Annotated in this window: 1 protein-coding gene; it reads left to right on the forward strand. The window is 36.8% G+C overall.

Translation table 11 applies throughout. The annotated features are described in order from the left end of the window. Positions 1-11: 11 nt before the first annotated feature. On the forward strand, positions 12-454 hold a 443-nt coding region (locus tag RWU19_RS13235), incomplete at its 3' end, for an ArpU family transcriptional regulator (protein WP_316032201.1).

A 454-nucleotide genomic window follows, 5' to 3' on the forward strand; every position in this document is an offset into this window, starting at 1 on the left:
GGAATCAGAGGATGGTACTTTTCGATGTAAAGAAATATGAGACACCAAGCGCAAAAGATGTTGATATGGACCGCACAAAACATAATGTTGGTGTTTTCCTTTCAGCATATCTATCAGCAAGATGTAGAGTAGGACAACCTCGTGAGCCAAAAGTGACGGCATCTTATTCTTTGGTTCCGCCATCTACAGCTAATAATGTTTTTGAAGCTGAACGAATGTTGATAGATAGAGAAGAAGCACAAGAAGAATTTGAGTATTTGCATAAATTGTTTGTTCGAGGATACTCTGCTATTCAGCATCCGCACAAACCTGATGTGACTGAAAGACGTAAAAAAATATTTTATGATCGTTACATCAATGGTCTGTCGATTTATGTAACTGCTCAAAGAAATAATACTAGTGAAGAATCTGTCAAACTAGAATCAAACAAGATTATCATCCAATTTGCTTCAGC

It is taken from the genome of Enterococcus sp. 2STP (genome assembly GCF_032465635.1).
Lineage (GTDB): Bacteria > Bacillota > Bacilli > Lactobacillales > Enterococcaceae > Enterococcus_B > Enterococcus_B lactis.